This window comes from Aeromonas sp. s5, from assembly GCF_040907865.1.
Lineage (GTDB): Bacteria > Pseudomonadota > Gammaproteobacteria > Enterobacterales > Aeromonadaceae > Aeromonas > Aeromonas dhakensis.
The window spans coordinates 1-22818 of record NZ_JBFOCO010000015.1 but is presented as its reverse complement, the minus strand read 5'-3'; the positions used below and the strand labels follow the sequence as shown (position 1 = coordinate 22818).

21 protein-coding genes are annotated in these 22818 nt (G+C 61.2%); 11 read left to right on the top strand and 10 right to left on the bottom strand.

Annotated features, from left to right (window positions below):
• The 3 genes from AB5Y94_RS10350 to AB5Y94_RS10340 form a co-directional block, all read right to left on the bottom strand.
• On the bottom strand, positions 1-2177 hold a 2177-nt coding region (locus tag AB5Y94_RS10350; protein WP_368205453.1), incomplete at its 3' end, for a retention module-containing protein.
• 227 nt (positions 2178-2404) lie between these two features.
• Positions 2405-4066 carry a putative transporter gene (locus AB5Y94_RS10345; RefSeq protein ID WP_005309602.1) on the bottom strand — a complete coding sequence of 554 codons (1662 nt, stop codon included), beginning with the start codon at positions 4064-4066 and terminating at the stop codon, positions 2405-2407.
• A gap of 118 nt (positions 4067-4184) precedes the next feature.
• Entirely contained in the window at positions 4185-4820 is a 636-nt protein-coding gene (locus AB5Y94_RS10340; RefSeq protein WP_010636289.1) for a hemolysin III family protein, read from the bottom strand.
• 217 nt (positions 4821-5037) lie between these two features.
• Here AB5Y94_RS10340 and AB5Y94_RS10335 point away from each other — a divergent pair, with 217 nt between their 5' ends.
• The 3 genes from AB5Y94_RS10335 (at position 5038) to AB5Y94_RS10325 (ending at position 7532) form a co-directional block, all read left to right on the top strand.
• Positions 5038-6543 carry a pyridoxal-dependent decarboxylase gene (locus AB5Y94_RS10335; protein WP_010636288.1) on the top strand — a complete coding sequence of 502 codons (1506 nt, stop codon included), beginning with the start codon at positions 5038-5040 and terminating at the stop codon, positions 6541-6543.
• Positions 6544-6647: 104 nt separating this feature from the next.
• Positions 6648-7211, top strand: a complete 564-nt coding sequence (locus AB5Y94_RS10330; RefSeq protein ID WP_005309592.1) for a septation protein A — start codon at positions 6648-6650, stop codon at positions 7209-7211.
• Between the two features lie 24 nt (positions 7212-7235).
• Positions 7236-7532, top strand: coding sequence for a YciI family protein (locus AB5Y94_RS10325; protein ID WP_005309589.1), 297 nt, complete (start codon positions 7236-7238; stop codon positions 7530-7532).
• A gap of 78 nt (positions 7533-7610) precedes the next feature.
• Here the strand turns inward: AB5Y94_RS10325 and cysQ are convergent, their stop codons facing one another.
• Positions 7611-8381 (bottom strand): 3'(2'),5'-bisphosphate nucleotidase CysQ, encoded by a 771-nt coding sequence (gene cysQ, locus AB5Y94_RS10320; RefSeq protein ID WP_368205452.1) that lies wholly within the window; start codon positions 8379-8381, stop codon positions 7611-7613.
• Between the two features lie 166 nt (positions 8382-8547).
• Between cysQ and AB5Y94_RS10315 the strand changes: the two genes are divergently transcribed.
• The 3 genes from AB5Y94_RS10315 to AB5Y94_RS10305 all read left to right on the top strand — a co-directional run bounded on the left by AB5Y94_RS10315 (position 8548) and on the right by AB5Y94_RS10305 (position 11485).
• Positions 8548-8868: a ComEA family DNA-binding protein gene (locus AB5Y94_RS10315; protein ID WP_005309580.1), complete on the top strand. Its 321-nt coding sequence runs from the start codon at positions 8548-8550 to the stop codon at positions 8866-8868.
• A 94-nt stretch (positions 8869-8962) separates the two neighbouring features.
• Positions 8963-9874 carry a UTP--glucose-1-phosphate uridylyltransferase GalU gene (galU, locus tag AB5Y94_RS10310; RefSeq protein WP_005309577.1) on the top strand — a complete coding sequence of 304 codons (912 nt, stop codon included), beginning with the start codon at positions 8963-8965 and terminating at the stop codon, positions 9872-9874.
• Positions 9875-10087: 213 nt separating this feature from the next.
• Positions 10088-11485: a peptide MFS transporter gene (locus AB5Y94_RS10305; RefSeq protein WP_011707249.1), complete on the top strand. Its 1398-nt coding sequence runs from the start codon at positions 10088-10090 to the stop codon at positions 11483-11485.
• A 73-nt stretch (positions 11486-11558) separates the two neighbouring features.
• Here AB5Y94_RS10305 and AB5Y94_RS10300 read toward each other — a convergent pair whose 3' ends face one another.
• Positions 11559-12530, bottom strand: coding sequence for a response regulator (locus tag AB5Y94_RS10300; protein WP_005309570.1), 972 nt, complete (start codon positions 12528-12530; stop codon positions 11559-11561).
• Positions 12531-12886: 356 nt separating this feature from the next.
• Between AB5Y94_RS10300 and AB5Y94_RS10295 the strand changes: the two genes are divergently transcribed.
• The 3 genes from AB5Y94_RS10295 to AB5Y94_RS10285 all read left to right on the top strand — a co-directional run bounded on the left by AB5Y94_RS10295 (position 12887) and on the right by AB5Y94_RS10285 (position 15247).
• On the top strand, positions 12887-13564 hold the full coding sequence (locus AB5Y94_RS10295) for a DnaT-like ssDNA-binding domain-containing protein (protein WP_005309566.1): 678 nt from the start codon (positions 12887-12889) through the stop codon (positions 13562-13564).
• A gap of 68 nt (positions 13565-13632) precedes the next feature.
• The gene (locus AB5Y94_RS10290) at positions 13633-14487 is read left to right on the top strand and encodes a DnaA/Hda family protein (RefSeq protein ID WP_005309562.1); all 855 of its coding nucleotides are present in this window, start codon (positions 13633-13635) and stop codon (positions 14485-14487) included.
• A gap of 124 nt (positions 14488-14611) precedes the next feature.
• Entirely contained in the window at positions 14612-15247 is a 636-nt protein-coding gene (locus AB5Y94_RS10285; protein ID WP_368205451.1) for an SDR family oxidoreductase, read from the top strand.
• Positions 15248-15306: 59 nt separating this feature from the next.
• On the opposite strand, the gene AB5Y94_RS10280 is transcribed toward AB5Y94_RS10285, so the two are convergent.
• The 4 genes from AB5Y94_RS10280 to AB5Y94_RS10265 all read right to left on the bottom strand — a co-directional run bounded on the left by AB5Y94_RS10280 (position 15307) and on the right by AB5Y94_RS10265 (position 20084).
• On the bottom strand, positions 15307-16515 hold the full coding sequence (locus tag AB5Y94_RS10280; RefSeq protein ID WP_368205450.1) for an ABC transporter permease: 1209 nt from the start codon (positions 16513-16515) through the stop codon (positions 15307-15309).
• On the bottom strand, positions 16512-17648 hold the full coding sequence (locus AB5Y94_RS10275) for an ABC transporter permease (protein WP_139430707.1): 1137 nt from the start codon (positions 17646-17648) through the stop codon (positions 16512-16514). The genes AB5Y94_RS10280 and AB5Y94_RS10275 overlap by 4 nt, the downstream gene beginning before the upstream one ends.
• The gene (locus tag AB5Y94_RS10270; RefSeq protein ID WP_017780970.1) at positions 17648-18652 is read right to left on the bottom strand and encodes an HlyD family secretion protein; all 1005 of its coding nucleotides are present in this window, start codon (positions 18650-18652) and stop codon (positions 17648-17650) included. The genes AB5Y94_RS10275 and AB5Y94_RS10270 overlap by 1 nt, the downstream gene beginning before the upstream one ends.
• Positions 18653-18725: 73 nt before the next feature.
• Positions 18726-20084 carry a TolC family protein gene (locus AB5Y94_RS10265; protein ID WP_368205454.1) on the bottom strand — a complete coding sequence of 453 codons (1359 nt, stop codon included), beginning with the start codon at positions 20082-20084 and terminating at the stop codon, positions 18726-18728.
• A gap of 338 nt (positions 20085-20422) precedes the next feature.
• Between AB5Y94_RS10265 and dusB the strand changes: the two genes are divergently transcribed.
• Positions 20423-21388, top strand: coding sequence for a tRNA dihydrouridine synthase DusB (gene dusB / locus AB5Y94_RS10260; RefSeq protein ID WP_005309541.1), 966 nt, complete (start codon positions 20423-20425; stop codon positions 21386-21388).
• A gap of 25 nt (positions 21389-21413) precedes the next feature.
• Complete coding sequence (gene fis / locus AB5Y94_RS10255; RefSeq protein WP_005309538.1) at positions 21414-21710, top strand: DNA-binding transcriptional regulator Fis; 297 nt, start codon at positions 21414-21416, stop codon at positions 21708-21710.
• A gap of 82 nt (positions 21711-21792) precedes the next feature.
• Here the strand turns inward: fis and AB5Y94_RS10250 are convergent, their stop codons facing one another.
• Positions 21793-22425: a LysE family translocator gene (locus AB5Y94_RS10250; RefSeq protein ID WP_017783353.1), complete on the bottom strand. Its 633-nt coding sequence runs from the start codon at positions 22423-22425 to the stop codon at positions 21793-21795.
• Positions 22426-22818 lie beyond the last annotated feature (393 nt).

Below are 22818 nucleotides of genomic sequence, written 5' to 3'. Positions count from 1 at the left end.
CCGTCCACGTCGGTCACGGTCAGGGTACCGGTCTCGGTCAGGGTCGGGTTGGTCTCGTCTTCCACCACGTTGCCGGCGTCAGTGCCACCAATGACAGCGCTGTCGTTGACGCCGGTGATGGTGATGGTGACGGTGTGGGTGGTGCCATCGACTGAGGCCACGGTGAAGGTCTCAACCTTGGTCTCACCTTCGCCCAGGTACTGCACCTTGCTGTTGTCGACGTTGTAAGTCCAGGCACCGCCTTCGGTGATGGAGAGGCTGCCCAGTGCACCGGCACTCGGGGTGCCGTTGCCGGAAACAAACTTGGCTTCATCCGCGCCGTCCACGTCGGTCACGGTCAGGGTACCGGTCTCGGTCAGCAGCGGAGTGCTTTCATCTTCGGTCACACCACCGGTATCGGTACCGGTGATCACCGCGGCATCGTTGACGCCAGTGATGGTGATGGTGACGGTATGGGTGGTGCCATCGACAGAGGCCACGGTGAAGGTCTCGACCTTGGTCTCGCCCTCGCCCAGGTACTGCACCTTGCTGTTGTCGACGTTGTAGGTCCAGGTGCCGCCTTCGGTGATGGTTAGGCTGCCCAGCGCGCCCGCGCTCGGGGTGCCGTTGCCGGCCACAAACTTGGCCTCGTCGGCGCCATCCACGTCGGTCACGGTCAGGGTACCGGTCTCGGTCAGGGCCGGGTTGCTTTCATCTTCGGTCACGCCACCGGTATCGGTACCGGTGATCACCGCGGCATCGTTGACCGGCGTAACAGTCCCGGTCACGCCGCCTGTGGCGCTGTTCAGGCCATCGGTAACTGTGTATTCAAATGCGATGTTGCCGTTGAAATCCGGAGCCGGTGTAAAGATCAGCTGGCCATTGTTCAGGGTGACGGAGCCGTTGCTGATCGCAACCGTGCCGCCTTCGGCAATGGCCTGGCCGTTGATGGCGGTGATGGTGAGAGGATCACCATCCGCATCCGTGTCGTTGCCAAGCACATTGATGGTGACGGTGCCATCCTCTGCCACGGTGAACTGGTCGTCGCCCGGCTGGGGTGCGGCATTCACCACGCTGTTGTCGGTTCCCTTGGGCGAGGTGTTGCCCACCGGGTCGGTCAGGGTGGCATCCACCGTGATGGGGCCGTTGACCGGCAGATCCGTGGTGGGGATGGTCAGGGTGACCTGGGTGCGGCCGATATCGTCGGTCGTCAGAATTCTGCTGGAGTCGGGTACGCCATCACCGTTCCAGTCCACATCGAGACGATCGCCGGCCTTGGCATCGCCCGGCAGCCGGATGATGACATCCACCCCGTTCTCGCGCTCATTGGCGGAGATGACATTGTCCGCCCCGTCCTGGATGTCCACTTGCGGTGCCGAGGGAGCGGTACTGTCCACACTGCCGTCGTCAGTCGCGGTGCCGGTGTTGCCGGCCGGATCGGTGACGCTGCCCGTGACGGTGTAGGAACCATCCGGCAGCGGCGTGGTGACATCCACGCTAAAGGTACCATCCGGATTGACGGTGGTGATCAGGGTTTGTTGGTTGCCATTGGCATCGGTCACCAGCAGGGTCACGGTACTGCCGGCGGCGGCATCCGTGGTACCCGTGATGGTCGGGGTAGTGTCGTTGGTATTGTCAGGCGCAGAGACGGTGATCACCGGCGGCACCAGATCGATCAGGCGGTTCTCTTCACCCGGCAGTGCATCAGCGGTCACGCCGGCATCGGTTTGATAGGTCGTATCAAAACCCGCCGCCGCTATGGTGGCATCGCCAGTACGGTCGATGGTGACGAAACCACCGTTGCCGCTGGCGCCGGCTACGCCGCCAATACCACCACCGGCGGCAGGCGCACCACCGGCAGCAGAGGCTTCAAACGCCTTGGTCGGGTCGGCGCCACCCAGAATGGCTTGCTGCAGGGCAGCAATGTCATTGGGATTGTCGCTCGGCACGTTCTGGGCAAGCAGCGGCTCTTGAGACGTTTCATCCTCAGCCTGCTGCTCGTTGGTCGGGCTCAGGGTGAAAGTCTGGTTGCCACCTTTGAAGCTGGCGCCCTCAGGAGTGATCAACACGGCATTCTTGGGCAGGATATCGCCTTCGGCGAGCGGTTGCTGGCTGCCATCTGCGGCGACCAGGTAAACCTTGCCTTTCAACTGGGTAACGACAACGTCCTGATCCAATGCAATTTCGTGGTTGCTCATGTTCTCTCCTGAATCTCTATTGGCATGCAATATTCCACCGTCTAATGTGCCCGTGAACGGCACCAGAAACCAGTTAGAAAATTCGAATGGATAGACTGATTCGAGGCCGGAACGGTCGGTTAAACAGAAGGGTCAATAGCGGTGGGAATAAAAAATAAAATCAAGATGATCAATGTGTTGCAAAAATATGAAGGGAGCACGTCCAGTGCTCCCATTCGGGGTCATATTCAGCTGCCGGCCCACAGCAGGATGGCGAGCAACTGGGGCGAGATGATCCGCAGAAACATCACCAGCGGATAGACGGTAGCGTACGAGAGCGCGCTGGCACCACTGGTGGGATGCATGCCGTTGGCAAACGCCAGGGCGGGAGGATCCGTCATGGAGCCGGCCAGCAGACCGCACAGGGTGAGGTAGTTCATCTTGCCGTACAGACGGGCCAGCACCCCGACCACCAGCAGCGGGATCAGGGTGATCGCCACCCCGTACATCATCCAGGCCGGGCCGTCACCGTTGATCAGGGTATCGATGAAGCCGGCGCCGGACTTGAAGCCCACCACCGCCAGAAACAGCACTATGCCGATCTCCCGCAGCGCCAGGTTGGCACTGGGGGGCATGAACCAGTAGAGCTTGCCGATGCTGCCGATGCGCGACAGGATCAGCGCCACCACCAAGGGCCCGCCCGCCAGACCCAGCTTGAGCGCGGCCGGGAAGCCCGGCAGGTAGAAGGGGATGGAGCCGAGCAGTACGCCGAGACCGATGCCGATAAACACCGGCAGCATCTGCACCTGCTGCAGTTTCTGCTGCACGTTGCCCACCACATTGGTGACCGCCTCGATGGCGTCGAGTCGCCCTACCAGGTTGAGAATGTCGCCGAACTGCAGGCTGGTCTGGCTGGTCGGCACCAGCTCGATGCCGGCCCGGTTGAGGCGCGAGATCACCACGTCGTACTTCTGCTTGATGTCGAGATCGCGGATCTTTTTGCCGAGCACCTGCTCGTTGGTCACCACCACCCGTTCCACCCGCAAGTCGGTGCCGCGGGTGGAGAGCGAGGTCTCCACCTCCTCCCCCAGCACCAGCAGTACCTTGCGCAGGGCATGTCGCTCACCCACCAGATGCAGCAGGTCGCCCAGCTCGATGCGTGACTCCGGTCGCGGCACCATCAGCTCCTCGCCGCGCTTGAGGCGCGAGCAGATGACGTCGGCCTCGTCGAGACTCGGGATCTCGCTCAGCATCAGGCCGTGGATGTTGGGGTTGCGCACCGCGATGTTGATGGTCTGCAGACTCTCCTTGGTCTTGCCGGCCTGTTGTTCAAACTGGGCGGCTTCTTCGTCGATCTTGATGCGAAAGAACATGCGGATCAGCCACATGGTCAACAAGATGCCACAGATGCCGAACGGATAGGCGACCGCATAGCCCATCCCCATCAGGCCGGTGGAGCCGGGGGCGGCCCCCAGCTCGGCCAGGATCTGCTGGCCGGCACCGAGGGAAGGGGTATTGGTCACGGCGCCGGAGAAGACCCCCAGGATCACCGGCAGCGGCACATCAAACAGCTGGTGCAGGGCTGCCGCCACGGCACAGCCGAGCAGTACCAGCAGGGCGGCAAACCCGTTGAGCTTGAGGCCGGAGCTGCGCAGGGAGGAGAAGAAGCCGGGACCGACCTGAATGCCTATGGTGTAGACAAACAGGATCAGGCCGAACTCCTGAATGAAGTGCAGGGTCTGCTCATCCAGCGCCAGCCCCGAGAGGCCGGCGAAGTGGCCCACTATGATGCCGCCGAACAGCACCCCTCCGATCCCGAGACCAACGCCATAGACTCGCCAGTTCCCCAGCCAGAGCCCCAGCACTGCCACCAGCGACAACATGCTGATGGAAAGCGCGATATCACTCATTTCGTGCATCCTTTGCGAATTGAACTGTCCCTAGCTTGTCAGCAAACGCCGCGGTCAACTGTGTGATACCGCACGAATTTATCCTTTTGCGCGGCAAAAAATACCAATTAAGGGCTAGTTATGCGACGTAACCATAAATGGCCATAAAGTGACAAACACTGCCCCCCAGAACGAACAGATGCCAGATGGCGTGGTTGTAGGGGATGCGCTTGGCCACATAGAAGATCACCCCCAGGCTGTAGATGAGACCACCCAGCCCGAGCAGCAGCAAGCCTTCCCCCTCCAGATGGATATAAAGCTGATAGACCACCAGCAGCGACAGCCAGCCCAGCATCAGGTAGGTAAACAGCGACAGCTTCTTGAAGCGGTTGATGAACAGCAGCTTGAACACCACCCCCGCCAGCGCCAGCCCCCAGATCACCACCATCAGCCCCTGTGCCAGCGGCGTGTCGAGCGCCACCAGCAGAAAAGGGGTATAGGTACCGGCGATCAGCAGATAGATGGCACAGTGATCAAACACCTTGCACCAGCGCCTGGCCGGCCCCTCCGCCATGCTGTGATAGAGGGTCGAGGCCAGATAGAGCAGCACCAGGCTGCCACCATACAGGCTGTAACTGATCAGTGCCTGGGTGCCCTGCGCCCAGCCCTTGTTCAACAACAACACCAACCCCAGGATCCCCAGCACCAGCCCCAGCCCATGGCTGAGGCGGTTGGCCAGCTCCTCGCGGGGCGAATAATCCGTCACACTGCTCATTGCATACTCCTGCCCAAACTGCGCTCACTCTAGCTGCCGTCATTTCAGAGTACAAGTGTTAGCTTAAAGATGAGCCGTCCCCATTTGCGATGTTTCCTCGCCGCGCGCATGGCTGTCAGCCGTTGACCTTTGGTGTATGCTCTGCGGCCGATGCCCACTTGCTGTTGCCGCCCCTTGTTCACCCCCGACTCCCCGGCAACCCGGTCTGGAGAACCTGATGAAGTTGACTGAGCTGTTTGCACAACCGGATCCGGCCTTTGGCCAGGCCATGACGGATCTGCTGGAGACCTTCCACCACTCGGATGACAGTCAGGCTCCCTATCAGCGCGACCAGTTCACCCACCAGCTTGAACAATCGGGCATGCCGGAAGCGGGGCTCGCCATGGCGGACTACCTGACCAGGCTGGCAACCCTGGTGCCCGGCGCCTCCCACCTGACCTCGCCACGCTACATGGGCCATATGACGGCACCATTGCCGGCCTTCACCGCCGAGCTCTCCCGTCTGGTGGTGATGCTCAACCAGAACCCGATGAAGATGGAATCCTCCCGTCTGCTCAGCTTTCTGGAGCGGGAGGTGCTGGCCAAGCTGCACCGCCTCGTCTATCGCGCCGACGAGCCCTTCTACGGCACCCATATGCATGCCAAGGATGCGGCGCTCGGCGTCATGACCAGCGGCGGCACCATCGCCAACGTCACCGCCCTCTGGCTGGCCCGCAACCGCGCCTGCGGCGACAACCTGTTCGCCCTCTATGAGCAGGGGTATCGCGGTGCCGTCATCCTGGGCTCGCGGCTGATGCACTACTCCTTCGACAAGGGGATGGATCTGCTGGGGTTGGGGGCTCGTAGCGTCTGGCGCCTCGAGACCGACCAGCATAACCGGCTCAGTCTGGCCGCGCTGGAGCAGGCGCTGGCCCAGTGCAAGGAGCAGAAGCTCAAAGTGCTGGCCCTGGTCGGTGTGGCCGGCAGCACCGACTTCGGCTCCATCGACCCGCTGCCTGAGCTGGCAGCCATCGCCGCTCGCGAGCAGATCCACTTCCACGTGGATGCCGCCTGGGGTGGCCCGACCCTCTTCTCGCCCCGTTATCAGGGGCTGCTGGCGGGGATCGAGCACGCCGACACCGTCACCCTGGATGGCCACAAGCAACTGCTGGTACCGCTCGGTACCGGCATGCTGCTCTGCCGCCAGCCGGACCTGATGATGGCGGTCAAGCGAGAGGCCCCCTACGCCATCCGCGCCAGCTCCTTTGATCAGGGGCGCTTCACCCTGGAGGGAACCCGCCCGGCCAACGCCCTCTATCTGGATGCCGCCTTCCAGCTGTTCGGCCAGCAGGGCTATGCCGAGCTCATCGAGGCCAACTACGACCGGGCCCGCCTGATGGCCAGCCTCATCGACCAGGATCCGGCCTTCGAGCTGATGTCGGCCCCGGTGATGAACCTGCTCTCCTATCGCTGCATCCCCCCTCATCTGCAGGGCAAGGTGCTGGACGAAGCCGCCAATGAACAGGTCAATGCCTTCAACGTCGCGCTGCAAAAAGCCCAACGCGCCGAGGGGCACAGTTTTGTCTCCCGCACCCAGCGGGCCGTGGGTCGCTACGGTGCCCAACCGCTCACCCTGCTGCGGGCCGTGCTGCTCAACCCCCTCATCGAAGAGCGTCATATTCGCGATCTGCTGGCAGATCAGAAACGGTTGGGCGATGAGATCGCAGGGCAGCTATTTGGCTGAGGAACTGGCTGGCGAATGAGCGGTCTTATTCATTTGCCGTTGCCCATCGGGCAGGTACACTGGATGAAATTTTGCGTTCCACTCTTGAGGGCGACGAGCCAGACATGAAGCAATTTATTGAATTTATTCCCCTTATCGTTTTCTTTGCGGTCTACAAGTTCTACGACATCTACATGGCCACCGGCGCCCTGGTGGTGGTGACCGGTCTGCAGCTCGCCTACAGCTGGGTTCGCTATCGCAAGGTCGAGAAGATGCAGCTGTTCACCTTCCTGCTGGTCGGCTTCTTTGGCGGCCTGACCGTCATCTTCCACGACGACACCTTCATCAAATGGAAAGTGACCGTCATCAACGTACTGTTCGCGCTGGGCCTGCTCATTAGCCGCTACGGCTTTGGCAAGAACCTCATCAAGCAGATGCTGGGCAAGGAGCTGCAGGCGCCGGATCCCGTCTGGGATCGGGTCAATCTCGGTTGGGTCGGCTTCTTCACCGTCTGCGGCCTGCTCAACCTCTATGTGGCCTTCAACCTGCCACAGGAGGTGTGGGTCAACTTCAAGGTGTTCGGTCTGCTCGGCATGACCCTAGTGTTCACCCTGCTGAGTGGTGTCTATCTCTATCGCCACTTGCCTGCCGAGCAGCTGACCAAACAAGAAGACGAACTGAAAAAATAACCGCCATCAGAAAAGGATCCTCTCATGTGGTATCTCATCTACTCCGAAGATGTTCAGGGCAGCCTGCCGCTGCGCAAGCAGGCGCGCCCGGCCCATCTGGCCAGGCTACAGGCGCTGCAGGATGAGGGACGGCTGCTCACCGCCGGCCCCAACCCGGCCATCGATGCCGAGGATCCGGCCGATGCCGGCTTTACCGGCAGCACCGTCATCGCCGAGTTCGCCAGCCAGGCAGATGCCAAGGCTTGGGCCGATGCCGATCCCTATGTGGCGGCCGGGGTCTATGCCAAGGTGACCATCAAGCCGTTCAAGAAGGTCTTCTGAGCCAAGGGCAGTAGAGAAATAAAAAGGCCGGACTGGAGACTCACTCCCGTCCGGCCTTTTTGCATTCCACCGTCCCGTTTATGTCTTGGCCACGAACCAGGGGTTGAGGATGTCGGGCTTGTTGTAGCGCAGCGGCGAGCCATCCAGCTGGGTGACGCTGCCGCCAGCCCCTTCCAGTACCGCCTGCGCCGCCCCCGTATCCCACTCGCAGGTCGGGGCGAGGCGTGGATAGAGCTCGGCGCCCCCCTCGGCGATGATGCAGAACTTGAGCGAACTTCCCATGGAGACCAGCTCTATCTCGCCCCGCTCCATGTCACCAAAGCGCGCCAGGTAATCCAGGGTCTCCTGTGACAGGTGATTGCGGCTGCCCACCACGCGCCAGGGTGTGCCTTCCTGATGAGGTCGGGTCTGGATAGCCTCATGCTTGCCATCGGCAATGCGCGAGGCCCCCACCCCCTTGCCACCATACCAGAGCCTGTCCAGCACGGGAGCATAGACCAGACCCCACAGTGGCTGGCCATGCTCGATCAGCGCGATATTGACGGTGAACTCGCCGTTGCGGGAGATGAACTCCTTGGTGCCATCGAGCGGATCCACCAGCCAATAGCGGGACCAGCCGAGTCGAGCCGCCATCACCTCGGGGGAGGACTCTTCCGACAGCACGGGAATGTCGGGGGTGAGCCGGGCCAGCGCCGCGACAATCAGATCGTGCGCCCCCTTGTCGGCGGCAGTCAGCGGACTCTCGTCCCCCTTGTACTCCACCGTAAAGGGCTGACTGTAGATGGCCATGATGACCTCACCGGCGGCACGGGCGATGGGCTCCAACTCGGAGATTGCGGGAAAAAACATGGAAAAAGACATCCTGGTCAAATGGTTGGAGCAGTGTACCCATTTTGGATAGAGGAGGCTTATAGCCGTTTGCTCTGACTTATACAGTGTCAGATATGACAGACAAAAAGTGGCGCGACTCGACTAATCCTCAATAGCGAAACCCACAACACAAGGACGTGACGCCATGAACTACAAGACCCTGACCGCCACCCTGCTGCTGAGCTGCCTGCCGCTGCTCAGCCAGCCCCTGCTGGCCGCCGACAAGCCCGCCGCCAAACCGGCCACCACGGTTGCCACCGCCAAGGAGAGTGGCAAGGTGAACCTGAATACCGCCAGTATCAACGAGTTGACCGCGCTCAAGGGCATCGGCGAGAAGAAGGCACAGGCCATCGTCGATTATCGCGAGAAACAGGGCAAGTTCACCACTGTTGACCAGCTTGCCGATGTCAGCGGTATCGGGCCGGCCACGCTGGAAGCAAATCGGGACATGATCATCGTCAAGTAACCGGTTTCCGCCACTTCCATCCTGAGGGCAGCCTGTGGCTGCCCTATTTTTCTTCGGGTATCATGGGCCCACTTTGTATCTCTGGACTCTCTCCATGAAAAAGACACCGCTCGTTGTACGCAAAGCCGTTCTTCCCGTCGCCGGTCTGGGTACCCGCATGCTGCCAGCCACCAAGGCCATCCCCAAGGAGATGCTGCCCGTCGTCGACAAGCCGCTGATCCAGTATGTGGTGCGCGAAGCCATCGCGGCCGGCATCAAGGAGATAGTGCTGGTCACCCACTCAAGCAAGAACTCCATCGAGAACCACTTCGACAAGAGTTTCGAGCTGGAAGCAACCCTCGAGAAGCGGGTCAAGCGTCAGCTGCTGGAAGAGGTGCAACACATCTGCCCGAAAGACGTCACCATCATGCACGTGCGTCAGGGTGAAGCCAAAGGGCTGGGTCACGCGGTGCTCTGCGCCCGCCCGCTGATCGGCGACAACCCCTTTGCGGTGCTGCTGCCGGACGTGCTGATCGACGAGGTGGCCAGCGATCTCAAGCAGGACAATCTGGCCGAGATGGTGCACATGTTCGAAGAGAACCACATCAGCCAGATCATGGTGGAAGCCGTCCCCGAGAGCGAAGTGGACAAATACGGTATCGCCGACATCAAAGGTGAGGCGCTGAGCGAGGGCATGTCCCTGCCGATGCAGGCCATCGTCGAGAAGCCGCCCCGCGATGAAGCCCCCTCCAATCTGGCGGTGGTCGGCCGTTACGTACTCTCTTCCAACATCTGGCCGCTGCTGGAACGCACCCCCGCCGGTGCCGGTGACGAGATCCAGCTGACCGACGCCATCGCCATGCTGATGGAGCAGGAGCAGGTCAACGCCTACTTCATGAAAGGGCGCAGCCACGACTGCGGCAGCAAGCTGGGTTACATGAAAGCCAACGTGGAATATGCCGCGCGCCATCCGGAGCTGAACGGTGAATTTATCAATTGGCTGAAGCAGTTTGCCAAGCAGCTGTAATCGCTGAATATTTAACCAAACGAAAGAATATTATACTGGGCATCATTCGATGCCCTTTTTCATTTTATAAACAAATATTCAACCATTGATAGATAAAATATCGCTAAATCATAATATTGTAATTTAATCACGCTTGTTCTATAAGGATTAAGGCTTGTTCCTAGCCCTTGCATAAAATTTCTAAAAAAATATAAGACACAGGTGGAAGTTCCAATGAATAATCCGTCCAAAGGGACCTTTTTAGGTCACCCTAAAGGGCTTTTTTTGCTCTTTAGTACCGAACTGTGGGAGAGATTCTCCTACTACGGCATGCGTGCCGTGCTCGTGCTCTATCTGACTGACATGACTGCCAACGGCGGGATGGGCTGGACTCAGGCCGATGCCCTCAAGCTGTACGGCATCTATACCGGTCTGGTCTACATCACCCCGATCATCGGCGGCTGGTTGGCTGATACCTTCCTGGGTCAGCGTCGCGCCATCCTGTTCGGTGCCGTCTTGATGGCCGCCGGCCAGTTCACGCTGGCCCTGCCACACGCCATGTTCCCGGACATGGTCAACACAGTGTTCTATTCAGGTCTTGGCTTGCTGATCGTGGGTAACGGTCTGTTCAAACCGAACATCTCCACCATGGTGGGTGATCTGTATCAGGAAGGTGACCACCGTCGCGACGGTGCCTTCACCATCTTCTACATGGGCATCAACTTGGGCTCCCTGCTGGCCGGCGTGATCTGTGGCGCAGCCGCCACCGCCTACGGCTGGCAAGCCGCCTTCGTCAGCGCCGGTATCGGCATGCTGCTCTCTCTGGTAGTACAGGCCACCATGGCCCAGCGTTTCCTGGGTGATATCGGCCGCGTGCCGGCCGCCCAGCGCGCCGCCGAGCAGCGCTCCAAAGAGCAGAAGGCTCCGCTGACCAAGCAGGAAGTGGATCGCATCAAGGTCATCCTGGTGCTGGGTCTGTTCACCATCATCTTCTGGGCCGGCTTCGAGCAGGCTGGCGGTCTGATGAACCTGTACGCACAGGAGTATACCGACCGCATGATCGGCAGCTTCGAAGTACCGACCGCCTGGTTCCAGTCCCTGAACCCCTTCTTCATCATCACCCTGGCTCCCATCGTGGCCGCCATCTGGATCAAGCTCGGCAAGAAAGAGCCGAACTCCCCGGTGAAGTTCGCCATGGGTCTGCTGTTCCTGGCCGTGGGCTTCCTGTTCATGATCGGTGCCGTGCTGGAGCAAGGTGGTGATCAGGCCGTCAAGACCTCCATGTTCTGGCTGGTCGGCGCCTACCTGTTCCACACTCTGGGCGAGCTCTGCCTCTCCCCGATCGGCCTCTCCATGGTGACCAAGCTGGCTCCGCTGCGTCTGGCCTCCCTGATGATGGGTGCCTGGTTCGGCTTCGTGGCTCTCGCCAACTATGCCGCCGGCTTCATCGGCTCCTTCGTCGGCGAGTCCGGTGCCATGGCCATCTTCGGTGGCATCGCGCTGGCAGCCGTCATCAGCGCCCTGATCCTGCTGACCATGGCCAACCGCCTGGTCTACTGGATGCACGGTGCCGAAGGCCCGGCCAAAGAGCCGCAGGAACACGACAAGAAGCTGCAATCTGCCGCCGTCTAAGCGGTCAAGATTGTAAGCAACAAAAGAGGGCGCCCACGGGCGCCCTCTTTGTTTGTGGCCGTCTGACAAAGCCTCAATGATGTCGAACCTGCACATGCAGAGCGCTGCCGCTATCACTGCGAAACTGCAGGTCAAACGGCTCATGCCAACTGCGTCTGTGCAAGGCGTAATGGCTGGTGCGCAGCAAGCCGAGCGGCAGCCCCCCGGAGCGTACCAGCCAGTGGGGCGAGGTCAGCCCGGCATTGGCAAAGACCAGCCCGTCCTCCTGATCAAACAGCAGTGCGGCCATGGCAAACGAGTGGCGCAGGCCGGATTCGATCAGCTGCAGATTGAGATAATCGAGCAGCCGATGGGGTTGAGTCAGCAACAGGCTCTCGCCGCGCTGAAACTGGCGATAGGGCCCGTTCATCAGGGAGCGCACCAGGGCCCCGCAAAACGCCGCATCCACCCCTAGCACCGGCAGCTCCATCACCAGCACCAGCAGCTTGTCATCCACCTTGAAGGTATCGGGAATGAACAGGTTGCCCATCCCCTTGAAGGTCACCTGCCAGGGGCCCCACTCCTGCAGACCGGGTGGCTTCAACCAGGCCAGCAACCGGGTCGCCGCCTTGTCGTGCTCGCGGAAAAAATCCATGTGATCCATCAACTCCAGCTGCTGCCCATAACCGTGGTTGGCCGCCAGACACTGCTCTATGCTGCGGCGCACCTGACCGAAGTCCGAGATGGGCTTGAGCAGAAAGTCGCGGGCGCCGGCACGCAGCGCCCGTTCGACCGCCTCCATCTTGCTCTGGGCCGAGATGACGATGACAGGGGTATGAGGATAGCGGGCAGAGAGACAGGCGATGACCTCATGGCCATCCATGTTGGGCATGTTCAGGTCACACAAGACAACATCGGGGTGGTAAAGCGCGGCGGCGGAGAGACCTTCGATACCGTCTTCAGCCTGAAAGACGCAGGCGCCATCGTGCTCGAGATAATTTACCAAGGAGTGGCGAAAAACGACCTCGTCTTCCACCACCAGGATCCGTAATCCGGCTTTTGACATCTTGATAAAGCTCTTATTAGTCAACCAGTTATTTAGCTTCAAGCCTAGACCATAACCGACTGCACTGACCAATCGGATGATAGAATAATCTCCATTAAAGCTATGCCAGATAGCTATTTAGACCGTCAACTGTTTGAAATAAAGCAGGTAATGAGGTTGCCCGAAAACCAACCTTGCCCTGCGGGCATCGCTTCGCCCAGCAAGGGGAGCATACGAGAGACAACCACTCCCCTGACGCGCGCGGGCAGAGATCGGCTGCGCCCCCCGCCCTGCAGCATCTCACCCCAGCCACCATCAATTGTATGCAGCCCCGCCATGGGGGATAATGCCCCTCAATTTCGTCGATGAAGCATGCCATGACCCCAGCCGAATACAGCGCTCTCGCCCACCCCAGATTGTCCCACCCTGCCCGCAGCCTCTATACCCTGCAGCTGCGTCGGCTGGTGCTGGAAAATCAGCTGGCCAGGCTCAACTACCCGGAGCTTGGGCGGGCGCTGGCGGTGGTCGACCCGGGCGATCCCAGCGGCTTCTCCTTTCAGGTCAATGCCCGCCAGCTGACCGAACTGTTTGACGAGCTGATGGAGGCCGGCCTGCTGCAGGTCGAGAGCCAGACCGAGAGTGAACACTACCATCAGTGTCCGTTCCAGCTGCCGCTGCTGACCCAGCGGGTGCGCAGCCCCCTGCCGGAGCGCCCCTTCCAGATGCACCTGCAGTGGCGCCCGGATGAAGAGTTGCCCGCCCTCGCCCGCCTGTGCGGCGTGATCGATGCCAGCTACAGCGAAGAGGATCTCGGCGAGTTCATCGCCTACTGGCTGGGACGGCCCGAGGTGTTCGACTCCCAGCACCAGTGGATGCTCAAGTTCATTCGCGCCCTCAAGACCCGCCGTTACGCCCGCCGCCAACCGATGAGCGTCACCGGCTATCAGCAAGTCACTCCGGAACCGGTGGAGGCGGGCCCGAGCAAGCGGGCGCAGGAGATGATTGAAGAGGCCAAGCGGCTGGCCGCGCAGCGCCAGGAGCCGGATAATGATTGAAGAAGGTCCCTGCCAGCAGGCAAAATCAGACCCCAGTCCCCACCCAGACCGAGCAGAAGGAGCACTCCATGACTGATCCGCACGATCCCCTGCGCCAGGAGCTGGAAGAGATCGAGGCCAAACGCCGGAAGATCGCCAAGGCCAAGCAGGAGCAACGGATGCACGACCCCGAATTAAGCCGCCACGTCAGCGGCCTGCTCGAGCGCATTCGCCGCCTGCAGGCCCAGACCGGTGGCAGCCAGTACGACTATGAGACCCTGCGCAAGGAGTACGACGCCAAGGCCAACGCCGAGGTGCGCGAACTGCAGAAGGTGGCGCGCCAGGAGCGGATCCAGAAACTGATCGCCCAGGCCGACCTCAACCCGGACTGGGTGTTCGAGCGCATGGATGCCGGCGACCCCGCGCTGCAATACCCCATCGAGACGGCCCGCTACTTCATCAGCGGTTTCGAACACTGGGAGAAGAGCGGCGGTGGCTGCATGCTGATCTATGGCGACTACGGCACCGGCAAGTCGACCCTGGCCGGCGCGGTGGCACACGAGCTGATCGAACGCCACCAGAAGTCGGTGATCTTCCAGCAGTGGGCCTCCATCGTTGATCGGCTGTTCTTCAACGTCATCCAGGATCAGGAGGAGCGCAACCAGTACCGGCGCGCCCTGGAAGAGGTTGACCTGCTGATCATCGACGAGGTGGCGGCCAATCGTGCCAAGATGGCGGAGAGCCAGTCCAGCTTCCTCGGCCACCTGCTGCGCCGTCGCCGCAACCTATCAAAAAGCGTCATCCTCATCACCAACCACAGCCCCCAGAGCCTGCATCAGGCCATCGGCGACTTCAGCTTCGAGGCGATCAAGGCGTTCAACCCGGTGGATATCCACCTGAGCGGCCCCAGCCGTCGTCCCAATATCGGCCACTACAACGGCTGATGCTGCGTGAGCCGGGTGTCTCCGGCTCACCGTTTTCTCTCCTGTCAGGCAAATAAAAACAACTCTCATTTACAACATCTCTTCCACCCTCTAGGCTAGCCCTTTCACTCAAGGGAGCCGCACCATGCCAACCACACTCATCTTAGGAGCCAGCCGCGGGCTGGGCCGCGCCTTCACCGAGCAGGCACTGCAACTTGGCCACAGGGTCGTCGCCCTGGTGCGCCATGCCGACATGGTCGCCGAGCTGCAATCGCTGGGCGTCGACGTCATCAGCGGCGATGCCCTGGACCCGCAGGCGGTAGCAGCCGCCTGCCGGCACGCGGGTCGCGATGCCCACGTGGTCTCTACCCTCGGCAGTTTTCGCCAGGCCGAGCCCGTCGACTATCTTGGCAACCGCCAGGTGATCGACGAGATGGAGCGGGCTGGACTCAAGCGTCTGCTGCTGGTCACCTCCCTCGGCTGTGGCGACAGCTGGCAATATCTGCCCGAGCGGGCGCGGGCCGCCTTCGGCCACGAGGTGCGGCTCAAGAGTCTGGCGGAGAGCTGGTTGCAGACCAGCACGCTGGCGTGGACCATACTGCGCCCGGCCGGCCTGCAGGATGGCATAGCTACCGGTGCGGCCGTGCTGAGTCAGGGCAAGGAGATGCATGGTCTGGTGCGCCGGGCCGACGTCGCCGCCTGCGGGCTGCGTCTGCTGACCGACGAGGCGACAGCAGGCCAGATCTACGCCATCGGCGACCCAAGCCTCAGCCGGGCATGAGCCATCGCCATAGCAAAACGGTCAGCCCAGGGGCTGACCGTTTTGCTTTCGGGGAACACCTAACCGGCGGAGGGCTCGCTCACGGCATCCCGCGCCAGAGCGGCCGGGCGAACCTTTCGCCTCTGGGATTGACGCCAGCCCAGCAGCAGACACGCCAGGGCGCCATACAGCAGCGCCAGCCCCCACAACTGCCACCAGTAGTGGGAGACCTGAGCAAACTCGGCCCCCATCTGGTTGAGGCGCAAAAACCCCTCGATGGCCGGGGTGCTCGGCACCCACTGGGCCAGCCAGTTGAGCGGCGCCGGAATGAGTTCCAGCGGCCAGATGAAGCCGGCCAGGAAGACCAGCGGCAAGGAGGATACAAGCACCACCTGGGTCGGCAGATCGCGCCGGGTAAAGAGGGTCCCCAGCGCGACGCCAAACCAGGTCGTGGCCAGCAGGAACGGCAGGGTGAACAGCCAGAGTGTGGCCGGCTCGGCGGTACGCGCGATATCGTAGTGATCGAAGCAGAAGCCGAAGAAGTAGCTCACCGGCAGCACGAACAGCCCCCCCACCACCAGAGTACGGGCCAGCAGCAGTGGCAGGACGGGCGCATCCTGCCAATAGCCTGACTCGCCGCGCTGGCTGCGCTGGTTCTGGGTCGCCCCCAGGATGCCGGTGCCCATCAGCATCACCTGATGCAGGATCAGCACGAACACCGCCGGCACCACGTAGTTCACATAGCCCATGGTGGGGTTGAACACCGGCAGTACGTTGAGGGCCACCGCATTCCAGCCCATGGCTGCCTGCGGCAGCGCCTCGCCGTGACTCAGCAGCCTAGCCACCTTGACTTGGGCGGCCAGGGTGCCGCCCGCCTGGGCCAGCCCCTCGGCGATGGTGCCGTAAACCAGGAAGTAGGAAGCATCGCCGGCATAGCTCAGGGTCACGCTCTTGCCCAGCATCAGATCCCGATAAAAGTGATTGGGGATGTGCAGGATCCCGCTCGCCTCGCCGGCCATCATCCGCTGGCGAGCCTCATCCAGCGAGCTGGCCCGGGCCACCAGTTTTACCTGCGGCGTCGCATCGGCCATGAACTCCAGCTGACGGGAGAGCTGGCTGCCATCCTCGTTGACCACCACCACCGCCTCTTCCCGCGGCAACTGGTGCAGATAGGGCTGCGGATAGAGGAAGGAGTAGAAGAAGACGCCGCCAAACAGGGTCAGCATGATGGCCCTGTCAGCCAGCAGGGTACGCAGCTCGAGGCGCAGCAGATCCCGGAATCCCATCATGGCTTGAGCTCCTCTTGTGACTGGGTCGTGCTCGCCTGTGCCCGGTAGCGGCGCACGACCAGCAACAGGGGCAGCAGAAACAGCAGCAGGGCGCCGAACTGCGGCAGCGCCGCCGCCAGCGGTTGACCGTAGTTGGTCTGGCCGATCTGCAGCTCGACATAGTGAGAGATGGGCAGCAGGCTGCGCCAGAACTGGGCGAAATCCCCCATGGCGCTGACCGGAAAGGTGACCCCCATGAAGGCGAACCCCGGCGCCGTGTAGGCCCCCGCCAGCGACAGAGCCCGGGCCGGATCCCGGATGACGGCGTAGAAGAAGGCTCCCATGCTGACGCAGGCGGCCGAGGCCAGCCCCAACCCCACCGTCAGCACCAGCCAGCTGCCGTGCATGGGATAGGCAAAGCCCTTGAACAGCAACAACGTCCAGAGCAGCCCCCAGCCCCAGCCGATCAGCACGTGGGGCAGCAGGGTGCGCCAGAGCCCGAACCAGACCCCTTTGGTAGTCCAGTCCAGTCCCAGCCGGTCGGTGCGGGCCAGCGCATTGAGTCCGTAGAGCACCACCAGGATCTGCCACACCGCAGGCAGAATGGCGCTCAGCAGAAACTGGGCATAACTGGCATTGAGGTTGTAGAGCGCCGTCACCTGACTGTTGATGGGCACCGCCTGGCCGAGCGCGCCGGGCAGCGCCTTGCCGTCAGCCATCGCCGTCAGCACGCCGACCTGGCCGTTGAGGGTTCCCACCACCTGGGCCAGCGCCGAGTTGACCAGCTTGGCGATCAGGATGAACTGACCGTTGTTGAACACGGTCACCCGCGGCTGGGTACCCTGCCTGGCATCCCGCTCGAGATGGTCAGGCAGCACGACCAGAGCGTAGATGTCGCCTCCCCGCAGGGCGTTGGCCCCTTCAGCGATGGAGTCGAACTGTCGCGCGACCTTGAGCCCGGCGGAGGCATCCAGCGAATAGGCCAGCTGGCGCGACAGCAGGCTCTGATCCAGATCCACCAGACCTATCTTGAGATCCCGCGCCAACCCGGCAGAGAAGATCCAGCAGAGGATCCCCATCAGCAGCAGGGGCAACCAGCTGGCCAGCGCCCGGCCGAACGGATCCTGCCACAACAACCGCCATTCGCGTCCCATCAGAGCTCAACCAGCACGCTCATGCCGACCCGCAGCCCCTCGACCGGTTGCAGCGGGCGCGCCTCCACCTGGAAGCTCTTCATGTCAAAGCCCTGGCGGGTGTCGGTGGCACGCCAGGTGGCAAAGTCCCCCATCACAGCCACATGGGTCACCTTGAAGCGCACCGTCTGCTCGCCAAGACCGGGGATGCGGGCATCAAACTCGGTGCCCAGCGCAAAGCGGGGTAGCAGATCCTCGCGGATATGGAACTGGGCCCAGGCATCGTTCATGTCGAGCAGGGTCACCACCGGGAAGCCCTGCGGGGCCAGCTCGCCGCTGCGCAGCAGCACCTGGGAGACTTCACCCGCATGCGGGCTATTGATGCGGGTATCGGCCAGGTAGGCCTCCACTTCAGCCACCGAACCTGCCGCCATCTTGGCCTGCTCACGGGCCGCGATCTTGGTCTCTTCCCGCGCCCCTTCCAGGGTCATCTGATACTGTTGCCAGGCCATGCCTTCGCTGTACCTGGCCGCCTGCCAGGCCGTCCAGGCCTCATCACGTTTTTGCAGCGGCATCACGCCATCCCGGTGCAGGCTGGCAATGCGCTCGTAGGTCTTGCCGCGCAGCAAGGCGGCCGCCTTGGCCTTTTGCCACTGATCCTTGGCGGCGGCAATCTGCTGCGCGCGCGCCCCCTTCTCGGCCTCTTCGGCCATGGCACCGGCCGCGGCCTGGCCCGCCTTGGCCTGGCTCAGTTTGGCTTCAATCTCGGGGCTCGCCAGGGTGAACACCAGCTGGTCCTTGGCCAGTTGATCCCCCTTCTTCACCAGCACCTCCTCGATGCGGCCCGCCACCTTGGAGGAGACGGAGTACTGCTGCGCCTCGATCTGCCCCTGCAGACGCACCGGCTCGGGTTGATAGGCCAGCCAGAAACGCCAGCCCAGCCAGATGACCAGCAGTACCAGCGCCAATGGCAGCAGCAGCGGCTTGCCCTGGCTCATCTTCTTCTTGATGGGGGGATGACTCATGAATTCACCTCGGCAAACGGGCGACCCTTGGCGGTCGAAACAGACATGAAAATGGGAGCAAGGCAGGCCGCGATCATGAGTTCACCTCGATCGCCTGCCCATGTTGATACTGGTTGAAGCTGTTCATCTGCCCGGAGAGGGCCAGCAGACGCGCCAGCGAAATGACGTATTGATAAGCGGCAGCGGCGCGCTGGGTCTTGACCCCGGCCAGCTGGTTGCGGGCATCCACCACATCGAGGGAAGTGGAGAGCCCCTGCCCGAATGCCTTGTCCCTAAGCAGCACGTTCTCCTCGGCCAGCGCCTGGGTGGAAGAGAGCGACTGGAACTCTTCCAGCCCCTGCGCAGCCTCGCGCCAGGTCTTCTCGACCAGCAGCTCCAGATCCTGGCGGGTCTTGGCCTGCAGCAGATTGACCTGCAGCTCGGCGCTCTTGGCCGCCTGTACCGTCTCGGAGCGGCCGTCACGGCTCACCAGCGGCATGCTGACACCCACCCCGACCAGCCAGTCCGGGGTGGTCTTGGAGGCCAGCGAGTCATCCTCATAGAGGTTGTAGTTGCCATACAGGAACAGCTCGGGGGCGTACTTGCCCTTCTCCAGCTTGATCATCCCCTGCGCCTGCTCCTTCTTGGCCGTCAGCAACTTGAGGCCGGGGTGCACCGCCAGCGTCTCCTGCACGAAGGCTGCGAGTGCAGGCATCTGCGGATTGATGAAGAGCTGGGTATCGGGCTCCGCCTGCTTGAGCTTGAGCATGTGGCCAAGGGCCAGCTGGGCAATCTCCAGGCTGCGACGCGCCTTCTGGGTATCGATACGGGCCCGATCATAGGCCGATTGGGCGGAGAGACGTTCGACCCTGGCGATCTGGCCCTGAGCCTCCAGCTTCTTGGCATGCTCCAGGTGGTGAGCCAGCCCCTGTTCGATCTCCTGCTTGGTCTGCACCACCTGGGCCGCCAGCACCACCCCGAAATAGGTCTGGGAGAGGCTCTCGAAGGTGGACTGCTGCTTGAGCACCAGCAACTGCTGCGCCTCGCTCACCTGGGCCTGGCGAATGTCCTGTGCCGCATCGATGCGACCACCGGTGAACAGCGGCCAGAGCATCTTGACCGAGCTGGTCACCACGTTCTGTTTGGTGAGGGGGGTAACGAAGTCATTGGGCGTCAGCTTGAGCGCCTGCATGATGGGCGCCAGTACCTTGCCGAACTCAGGATGACTGGCGATGGGGTTGAGGTCCATCATGTCCAGCTCCACCGGCTGATCGAGGTGGGTGTAGCTGGCCCCCACGTCCACCTTGGGCAGATACATGGCCTTGGCGGCTTCGCGCAGCTGTTGCGCCCGCTCCACCCCGGCCTGTTCCGCCGCCAGCCCGTCATCCTGTTGAATGACCCGGCTCCAGGCTTCGCTGAAACTGACCGTCTGAGCCTGGGCCGAGCCCAGCATGGCGCCAAGCAGACACGGGTAGAGAGATTTGATGAACCTTGCCGTCATACGTCCCCAATCTGTTTGTAATGAATTTGTTTGGAGTCTTTGCTCGATACAAGCTCGCTATCATAACGCAAACCCGTCCGGGATGGGGACAGGCAAATCATGGTCCCCCTCATCCAATTGGCCCCGCCGCTTCGCTCCGACAATCTGTCCGATTTTCAAGCACTCCTGATTTTGCAAGCCTTGGCGCGACGTTTTTTTCAGAAAAAAATGGCTGACGCTCAAATACTAACCTTTTCTCCTGACTAAAAAATGCGTAATATACGCCGCCCTAAGCCGATGGTAACCGTGGAATGCAGATAGGTCCCCACACGCTTGAAACTCCCCTGATCGTGGCTCCCATGGCCGGTGTAACAGACCGACCATTCCGTGAACTTTGTTTGCGGCTGGGTGCCGGCATGGCCGTTTCCGAGATGCTGCTGGCCAACCCGGATGTCTGGGATACCCAGAAAACCCGGATGAGAATGGATCACTCTGCTGAAGGGGGCTTGCGATCGGTCCAGATTGCCGGAGCCGACCCCGAGATGATGGCGTTTGCCGCCCGCTACAACGTGGAGCAGGGCGCTCAGATCGTCGACATCAACATGGGATGTCCGGCAAAAAAAGTGAATAAGAAGCTGGCAGGTTCCGCCCTGTTGCGCCAACCCGACCTGGTCAGATCCATCTGCCGGGCCGTGGTGGACGCAGTGGACGTGCCTGTCACCTTGAAGATCCGCACAGGATGGGATCCGGATAACCGCAATGGCGAGGAGATCGCCCGAATCGCCGAAGATTGCGGTATCGCGGCCCTCGCCGTGCATGGTCGTACCCGTGCCTGTCTCTACAAGGGCGAAGCGGAGTACGACACTATCAGGGCGATTAAGCAGGCCGTATCGATTCCTGTTGTCGCCAATGGCGACATAGACAGCCCGGAGAAGGCCCGGTATGTCCTCGACTATACCGGTGTTGATGCCGTGATGATCGGCCGTGCTGCGCAAGGACGACCCTGGATTTTCCGGGAAATCCGTCATTTTCTTGAGACGGGCACCAAGCTGCCACCTCCCGACAGGGAAGAGGTTCGCACCCTGATGAACGAGCATGTAACCAACCTGCACCAGTTTTATGGTGCATATCTGGGAGCGCGCATTGCCCGTAAACATGTGGGCTGGTATCTGGATGAAGAAGAGACGGGCCGAGAATTCCGTAAGCACTTCAATGCCCTGGATTGTGCAGACGCACAACTCGAGGCACTCGAAGCGTATTTCGATGGATTAGGTTAACGCATAACTAAAGAGCCGACCGAATATGTTCGAACAAACCCTGACTTCTGATGCATTGGTAACAACTACTCACAATCACGCTGCCGAGCCGACCCAGCGCCCCCTGCGTGACTCTGTGCAACAGGCCCTGCGTAACTACCTGGCCCAGTTGAACGGTCAGGAAGTGATTGATCTGTACGATATGGTTCTCTCCGAAGTCGAAGCTCCCATGCTGGACGTGATCATGCAGTACACCCGTGGCAACCAGACTCGCGCTGCCGTGATGATGGGGATCAACCGCGGTACTCTGCGCAAGAAACTCAAGCGCTACGGCATGAACTGATTTCAGTCATCCTGCTGCAGTGCAGACGAAGGCGTATCCCAGCGATGGGATACGCCTTTTTCTATGGACGACGTTTATCTTCTCACTCCACCGCCAGCTTGATGCCAAGCCCCACGAACAAGCCTCCCATCACACGGTTGAGCCAGGTAATCAGTCTTGCAGGCAGCCTCACCTTGCGACTCGCATAGGCGGTCGAGAAAGCCAGCAGATGACACCAGATCATGCCGTTGAAATTGAAGATGCAGCCCAGCACGATGAATGCCAGCGCTTTTTGCGGTGCATCTGGCGCAATGAACTGGGGCACAAAGGCGAGGAAGAACAGGGCCACCTTGGGGTTGAGCACATTGGTCAGTAACCCTTGCCGGAAGATCCGGCCATAGGAGAGCACAGGCAGGGACACAGCCTCTTCAGCCGATACCCGGCCTCCTCCCCCTTGCCTGAACATGGATAAACCGAGATAGACCAGATAAAGCGCGCCCATCAACTTGATGACGGCAAACAGCTCGGCCGAGGCGCTCAGCAGAGCGGACAACCCCAACGCAGCAGCCAGCACATGCACCATGGTGCCAGTTCCTATCCCCAGTGCCGCCATGGAGCCTGCCCGCCAGCCCTGGGAGCCGCTGCGCAGCATGATGAGCAGAGAATCCGGCCCCGGCATCATGTTCAACAGCAGGCCTGACAGGATAAACAACGCCAGATCGTGGATCCCCAACATACACAGCTCCCTTGTCGATGAAGTTCACAGTCTAAGGATCCCGCAGCCCTTGTCATCCCCTGCCAGGGCAATAGTGATCATTAACAAAAAGAATGGCCATATTGTTGCACCATCAGGAAATTGGCTAGCAGTGGAGGGGGAGAAATGCTGACCGAGGGCTGGAGAGATGCCTCAAAAGGGCTCAAATGGAATCTGGCAGAATCAACATGGCACTGCCGTTGCGGAGCAAGCAAAAGGGGAATAGCACGGGCAACTGTGCAGAAATGGCTGAATTTCAGGCAATAAAAAAGCCCGCTCGAATGAGCGGGCTTCTTCAATTGGGTGCCTGGCAGTGTCCTACTCTCGCATGGCGAATGCCACACTACCATCGGCGCTACAGCGTTTCACTTCTGA